The 7,395-nt window shown below is 69.9% G+C and carries 4 protein-coding genes; 1 reads left to right on the forward strand and 3 read right to left on the reverse strand.

Annotated features, from left to right (window positions below; all coding sequences use genetic code 11):
• Positions 1 to 90: 90 nt before the first annotated feature.
• Both murJ and CK485_RS28370 read right to left on the reverse strand, forming a co-directional pair.
• Entirely contained in the window at positions 91 to 2,418 is a 2,328-nt protein-coding gene (gene murJ, locus CK485_RS28365) for a murein biosynthesis integral membrane protein MurJ (protein ID WP_109454763.1), read from the reverse strand.
• A gap of 43 nt (positions 2,419 to 2,461) precedes the next feature.
• Complete coding sequence (locus tag CK485_RS28370; RefSeq protein WP_109454764.1) at positions 2,462 to 5,020, reverse strand: DUF6049 family protein; 2,559 nt, start codon at positions 5,018 to 5,020, stop codon at positions 2,462 to 2,464.
• A 139-nt stretch (positions 5,021 to 5,159) separates the two neighbouring features.
• Here CK485_RS28370 and CK485_RS28375 point away from each other — a divergent pair, with 139 nt between their 5' ends.
• The gene (locus CK485_RS28375) at positions 5,160 to 6,638 is read left to right on the forward strand and encodes a CCA tRNA nucleotidyltransferase (RefSeq protein WP_109454765.1); all 1,479 of its coding nucleotides are present in this window, start codon (positions 5,160 to 5,162) and stop codon (positions 6,636 to 6,638) included.
• Between the two features lie 72 nt (positions 6,639 to 6,710).
• On the opposite strand, the gene CK485_RS28380 is transcribed toward CK485_RS28375, so the two are convergent.
• A complete protein-coding gene (locus CK485_RS28380; protein WP_109454766.1) occupies positions 6,711 to 7,355 on the reverse strand; it encodes a hypothetical protein in 645 nt (214 codons plus the stop codon).
• Positions 7,356 to 7,395 lie beyond the last annotated feature (40 nt).

The raw sequence follows: 7,395 nt of genomic DNA on the forward strand, positions 1-7,395 counted from the left end.
CTCTGTCTTCAAGCCAAGGACAATTGTGCCCACAGTCCGCCGTCATGCACGACACATGACGGCGGACGATGGTTGCCCGCCGATGCCGCCTCAGCGCCCCAGACGACCGCGCACCATACCCACCATGGCGGTCATCTCCTCGATCCGCATCCGACGAGCGGCCACGTAGAAGACGGCCAGAAGTACCACCCCACCACCGATGACCGCTGCCAGCGAGCCAGTGAACCCGTACCCCAGCACACCGGTGATACCGAACGCCGCAGCCCCTCCGACCAGGGCGGCAGGCAGGCTGGCGCCGATCAGGCGGGCGTAGGTGCGCATCACGCGGGCACCGTCGAGGTCGCCGCCGATGCGGTTGCGCAGGCGCTTCACGGCCACGCCGACGCCCACCAGGTAGGCCAGCCCGTACGAGGCGGCCATGCCGGTGACGGCCCAGCGGGCGGGCAGCGCGACGAAGCAGAGGGCGGACGCCACGGCGTTGACAGTGGCGACAATCACCGTGTTGTAGAAGGGAGTTCGGGTGTCCTCGTAGGCGTAGAAGCCGCGAAGCACGACGTACTGCACCGAGAACGGAATCAGGCCCAGACCGAAGGCCATCAGGATGTACCCGATGTTCTGCGCGCCCGCCTCACCGGAGCTGGAGTACATCAGCGTCGACAGAGGCACGCCCAGCGCCATGAAGGCGAAGGCGCACGGCACGATGGCGACCGCCGAGGTGCGCAGTCCGTAGGAGAGGTCGTCGCGGACCGCGGAGACGTCGCCGTCCGCCGCCGCCCGGGAGATGCGCGGCAGGATCGCGGTCATCACGGAGACCGTGATGATGGCCTGCGGCATCTGCCACAGCTGGAGGGCGTACTGGTAGCCGGCGAATCCGGTGCCCGGGTGGCCCTGCTTGGAGGCGGCCAGGCCCGCCGCGGTGGACAGCTGGGTCACCACGATCAGGCCGACCTGGTTGGCCAGCACGAAGAAGAAGGTCCACTTGGCGAGCTTCGCCGCGTGCCCCAGGCCGTGCCCGCGCCAGTCGAAGCGCGGCCGGATGCGCATCCCCGTCTCCCGCAGGTACGGGATCATCGCCAGCGCCTGCACCACCAGGCCGAGCAGCGTGCCGATGCCGAGCAGCCGCACGCCTTCGGGAGAGATGGTCGTGACATCGACACCGGAGGTGCGCGCGCCGCCGTAGACCCAGATGAAGGCTCCGAAGGCGGCGATGATGACGACGTTGTTCAGGACCGGCGTCCACATCATGGCGCCGAACCGGCCGCGAGCGTTGAGGATCTGCCCGAGTACGACGTAGACGCCGGAGAAGAAGATGGTCGGCAGGCAGTACCGCGTGAAGGCGACGGTGACCTGCATGCTCGCCGGGTGCGAGGCGATGTCCGGCGACATCAGGCGCACCAGCAGCGGTGCGCCGATCACCATGACCGCCGTGACGCCCGCCAGCCCCACCACGACCAGCGTCAGCAGCCGGTTGGCGTAGGCCTCGCCGCCGTCGTCGTCGTTCTTCATGGCACGGGTCAGCTGCGGGATGAAGACCGAGTTGAGCGCGCCGCCGCCGACCAGGATGTAGATCATCGTCGGCAGGGTGTTGGCGATCTGGTAGCTGTCGTTCAGCGTGGCCACGCCGATGGCGGCGGCGACGACCAGGTTGCGCAGGAAGCCGGTGATCCTGGAGACCAGCGTGCCCGCGGCCATCACCGCGCTGGACTTCATGAGGCTGCTGACCCGGCCACCACCGGAGGCGGGCTCGGCGGGCTCCTGCGGAAGCGGCGCCGGCACCTCCTGCGTCTGCCCGGCCGCGTCCGGCGGGGGCTGCGGCACGGGCGGTTGCGGCACGGAGCCGTCGACCGCCGAGCCGCCGGGGGCGGTCGCGTGCAGTTGGCGGGTGGCGTCGTCGCCCTGGTCACGGAAGAGATGGGCGTACGGATCCGCCGCGCCCGGGCCACCGTGGGCGCCGTGGTCATCGGGAGCGGGCTGGTCGCCGTAGGACGGCGGATAGGGCTGCTGCGGCGGGGGCTGGTGGTACTGCGGCGGCGGGTAGGCCTGCTCCTGCGTCTGGTCGTAGACCTGGTCCGGTGCGTAAGACGGCTGCGCCTCGCCGTAACCCTGCGGCGGATACGGCTGCTGACCGTACGCCCGCGGCTGCTCGCCGTAGTTCTGCGGGGCCTGACCGTCGTAGCCCTGCGCGGGCTGCTCGCCGTACGCGGGGCCGGACTGCTGTCCGTACGGGGCCTGCTGCTGTGCGTAAGGATTCGCGGCGTACGGGTCCTGAGGGGCGTACTGCTCCTGCCGCTGGGCGTACGGGCCCTGGAGATACGGGTCCGGCACGGCACGGGGGTCGGGCGGGGGCGGCGGGGTCGCGGCCGAGGCGTCGTCGTACGACGCTGCCCGGTCACGCTCCTCGTCGTACGGCGCGTTCATCACTGCCCCACCTTATGGTCCGTGTTCCTGTGCCTGCTGCCGACTATCTGTCCACCTTCTCACCCGGTGCCGGGGGCTCCGTGCTTTCCGCCGCGGTGTCCGGCTCCGGGTCACTCGGCTGCTCGGGCACCGCGGTCGCCTCGTCCGCATCGGCTTCCGCGGGCCCCGGAGCCTCGTCCACGGAGCTGCCGGGGGCGTCGTCCACGGCGCTCCCGGAACTCTCGGCGACCGGGTCCTCTTCGTGCGCTGTCGCCTTCTCCGCCGTGGGGTTCTTCTCCTCGGCCTCGGCGTGCACTCCGGCTTCGGGGTCCGCTCCGGCCTCGGGGTCCGCTCCGGCCCCCGCGCCTGCTCCGGCTTCGGCGTCGCCGTCAGCTTCGGCGCCTTCGGCCTCTTCCCCGGCCCGTCGGGCCGCGAGCCGCTTGCGCTGCCGGTACATCCGCACACCCGCCAGGACGAGCAGCAGCAGACCGCCCGCGATGACCAGCATCACGGTGTCCGTGATGGAGGTGACGTTCACCTGGAAGGTCATCTTCTCGCCGTACGGCGCGCCGTCCTGCGTATAGAGCTGGGCCGTCACCCACGCCTTGCCGTTGGCGCTGGCCGTCGTGGTGAACTTCAGCGAGCGACTGCGCCCGGCGCCGATGTCCAGGGCCTGCGGCTTGCCGGGATCCAGCCGGTTCGACTGGTTGGAGGTCAGCCGCAGAGTGAGCCCGGTGACCTCCTGCGCCAGGCTGTTCTGCACGGTGACCGGGATGGTCGCGGTGCGCCCGGACAAGGTGATCGACTGCTTCGCCAGGATGTGGACGTCGCCGCTGAGCCCGGTGAGGTACGAGGAGATGTCGTCGCGGAATCCGGCGGCGCCCGCGTCGCCGCGCCACTGGGTGGACATCGAGCGCAGCACCGCGTTGCCGAACGGCGTGGTGACCCGGTCCTTGCGGGAGAGGATCACCAGGAAGCCGGCCAGCTGGTTCTGGATCGACTGGATCTGCCGGAACGCGGCGGTGCTCAGCTCCGTCCTGCGCAGCGCCGAGGGATAGGAGGAGGTGCTCGGCACCGTCTGCTCCGCGCCGGGGTCAGGGGTCTCCGCCGAGGCGGAGCTCAGGCTCTCCGACTGCGCCCAGCCACCGGCGAAGACGGACGAGATCGCCGCGGCCATGGTCTGCGCCTGACTGGCGGTGGGCATGCGCTGGGGCGCGATGACGATGCTGCGCTGCTTGCCCGGCACCTGCTCGTCGATCATGAGCGACTGCGCGAGGAACCGCTGCACGGCGAGCGTCGAACCGTCCGCCGTGGTCATGTCGCCGGTGAAAGCGGTGGACAGGCCGGCGTCGGCGACGATGGCGGTGTTGCCGCCTCCGATGGGTCGGGCGGCGGTCGGTGTGTAGTTCAGCGATCCGTTCTCGCGGAAGCTGTCGCTGCGCGCGAGGATCTTGTCGGCACCACCCGCGGTCGCCACGTTCACGATGGACGGGTCCACCGCGCCGTCCACCGGCCAGGCGAAGTCCGTGCTGGGGGTGACGCCCAGGATCGTCTGCACGGTGACGTCGGCGAGGTCGGTGGCGGTGCGCAGATGGCTGATGGTGCCTGGCACGCTGCCGCCGTCGTGGGCGATGGAGGCGAGATCGGGGTCGCCGAACGGCAGCGCGACCACCTCGTCGCCCTGGATCGCCGACTGGAGTTCGTCCAGCCACTCCTTGGCGTAGGCCGTTCCGGTGCCCGGTGTGGTGTGCTGCGTGTCGCCGCCGGGGCCCAGGACCCGGTACGGCTTCGTCATGGCGTCCACCGTGGCCAGCAGGTCGGGATCGACCACCCAGGTGACGGGCAGGTCCTTGCCGAGCGCGACCATCTGCTGGAGTCGACCACCCGGCGCCAGCTCGGACGCCAGGTCGTCGTCACGGAACAGCGGAGTCTGCGTCTGGTCGGCGTCCGCGGAGCGGAGGTCCAGGTGCGGCTGGTCGATCAGTGGCCACAGGAACGTCGTCTTGGTCTTCTGGCTCCCCCCGCGCGCGTACCAGGGAAGGAAGGTCCGCTTGATGCCCACCACGTGCTGGTAGCCCTCGGCCGGGGTGGTCCCGGAGGCCGTCACTCCGAGCTGGTAGACCCCGTCGTCGCCCAGGCCGAGGTCGCCGGCCGGCATGTCGATGGTGAAGGGGACGCTGATTCCGGGAGGAATGTCGGGCAGCGTGGCAGTGTGCCCAGGGATCTCAGCGCCGTCCGACACCGAGAAGCCGCCGGTCGCCGCGGTTCCGCTGATGTCGTCACGGCTGCCCATCGGCCCACCGCTGCCGATGCGCAGACCGACGTGGGCGGAGGAGACGGTCTCGTCGCTCTCGTTGGTCACCGTCCCGCTGACCTTGAGCGTGTCGCCCTTGGTGGGGACCGTGGGGGTGAGCGAGTCGACGTCGACCAGCGCGGTGCTGGAGCCGGTCGGCTGGGCGGTGTGGGCCGCGGATGTCGTCGCACGGGGGGCGGCGTGTGCGGCGGAGGCTCCCGGGAGCTGCACCAGACCGGTCAGCAGGGCCGCTCCGACAAGGGTGGCGGCGGCACGGCGCAGCCAGCCGTGAGCAGGGGTGCTTACGGGGTGCAGTGCCGCCTCGCCCACGCGGTCGTCCGTTCGTCTCTGGTCGCCATCGGATGTGCGTCCTGGCATGGTAACGACGACGGCTGAGACTAAGTGCTGCGGAGTCCCCGGCAAGATCACCGCGGGATGCGAACCGTGCGGCACCGTATCCTGTTCTGTTGTGCCGAACGCCAACGATGACTCTCACCCCAAGCCGTCCGCCGAGGCGAGCGCGCTGAACCAGGCGCAGCGCCGTGCCGTCGGCGAGCTGCTCCGTGTCTCCCCGGTCGCCGACGACCTCGGTCGCCGCTTCCAGGAGGCCGGCTTCCGACTCGCTCTGGTCGGGGGGTCGGTCCGGGACGCGTTGCTCGGTCGGCTCGGCAACGACCTGGACTTCACCACTGACGCCCGCCCCGAGCAGGTCCTGAAACTGGTGCGCGGCTGGGCGGACGCGGTCTGGGAGGTCGGCATCGCGTTCGGCACCGTCGGTTGCCGCAAGGCCGACGCGCAGGGCAACGACTTCCAGATCGAGGTGACGACGTACCGCTCCGAGGCGTACGACCGCACCTCCCGCAAGCCCGAGGTCTCCTACGGCGACACCATCGAGGACGACCTCGTACGCCGCGACTTCACCGTGAACGCGATGGCGGTGGCGCTGCCCGGCAAGGAGTTCATCGATCCCCACAACGGCCTCGAGGACCTGGCCCAGCGAGTGCTGCGTACGCCCGGCACGCCGCAGGAGTCCTTCTCCGACGATCCGCTGCGCATGATGCGGGCAGCGCGTTTCGCGGCGCAGCTCGACTTCGAGGTGGCGCCCGAGGTCGTGTCCGCCATGACGGACATGGCCGACCGTATCGAGATCGTCTCGGCGGAACGGGTGCGTGACGAGTTCAACAAGCTGATCCTCGGCGACCATCCGCGCAAGGGACTGGAGCTGCTGGTCGAGACCGGCCTGGCGCAGCGTGTGCTGCCGGAGCTTCCCGCCCTACGGCTGGAGCGCGACGAGCACATGCGGCACAAGGACGTCTACGAGCACACACTGACCGTCCTGGAACAGGCGATCGCCTTGGAGGAGGACGGCCCGGACCTGGTGTTGCGGCTCGCCGCGCTGCTGCACGACATCGGTAAGCCGAAGACCCGGCGCAAGGAGCCGGACGGCCGGGTCTCCTTCCATCACCACGAGGTGGTGGGCGCGAAGATGACCAAGTCCCGGATGACCAAGCTGAAGTACCCCAATGACATGGTCAAGGACGTCTCGAAGCTGGTCGAACTCCACCTGCGCTTCCACGGCTACGGGACGGGCGAGTGGACCGACTCGGCGGTACGACGCTACGTGCGGGACGCGGGGCCGCTGCTGGACCGGCTGCACAAGCTGACGCGCTCGGACTGCACGACCCGCAACAAGCGCAAGGCGGAGGCACTGGCCCGCACCTACGACTCCCTGGAGGGGCGGATCGCCCAGCTCCAGGAGCGCGAGGAACTCGATGCGATCCGGCCTGACCTGAACGGCAACCAGATCATGGAGATCCTGGGCGTCCCGGCAGGACCGGTGGTGGGCCGGGCGTACCAGCACCTGCTCGAACTGCGCCTGGAGAACGGCCCGATGGAGCATGACGAGGCGGTGGCCGCCCTCAAGTCGTGGTGGGCGGAGCAGGAGTAGCGCCGAGCTCGGAGATGAGGGAGGGGCGATGTTTCACGTGAAACATCGCCCCTCCGCCGTATGCGGTCTCGCTCAGCCCCGGGCGGCCTGGATGATGATCACTACCACCAGTGCTACCGGAAGGATCGCCACGAACGCCCCCGGGCGCTCGAAGATTGGCTTGCCCGGGTTCATCGGCGGGCGGAATCCGGTCTGCGGCTTGTCGAGCTTGTTGAACTTCGAGCGGGGGATGAGGTTGTAGAGGATGGTCAGGGGCGCGATGACCCAGGAGCAGTAGCTCCACCATCCCTGCCACATCGTCTTGGTCGTCATGTCGCGGTGCGCGGCGATTCCGCAGTCGCGGCAGAACGGGCCCTTGAGGGACATGAAGCGCATCAGGACGATCATCCCCTGGTGCCCGCGGACGGTCGCCCGCACGGCGGGGAAGCCTCCGCAGAACCGGCAGCGTGCCTCACCCGTCGGTGCGCCCTGCGGCTGACCGTACGGGTTCTGACCATAGGGGTTCTGGTGGTACGGGCTCTGCTGCCCATAGGGATTCTGGCCGTACGGGTTCTGGGCGTACGGGGCCTGCGCGTTGGGGTCCGGCGGGTACGGAGCCTGTGGCGCCTGCGGGTTCTGCGCGTAAGGGTTGGGTCCCTGCGGTGCTACAGGCGGTGGAGGCACCTGCTGGGGCGCGGGCTGCTGGGCGTACGGATTGGAGCCGTAGTCGTTCGACATAGGTGTCCTCGAAGGCGGCGAAAGCGACGGAGCGGCGGGG

It is taken from the genome of Streptomyces sp. ICBB 8177 (assembly GCF_003144095.1).
Taxonomy (GTDB): Bacteria; Actinomycetota; Actinomycetes; order Streptomycetales; family Streptomycetaceae; genus Streptantibioticus_D.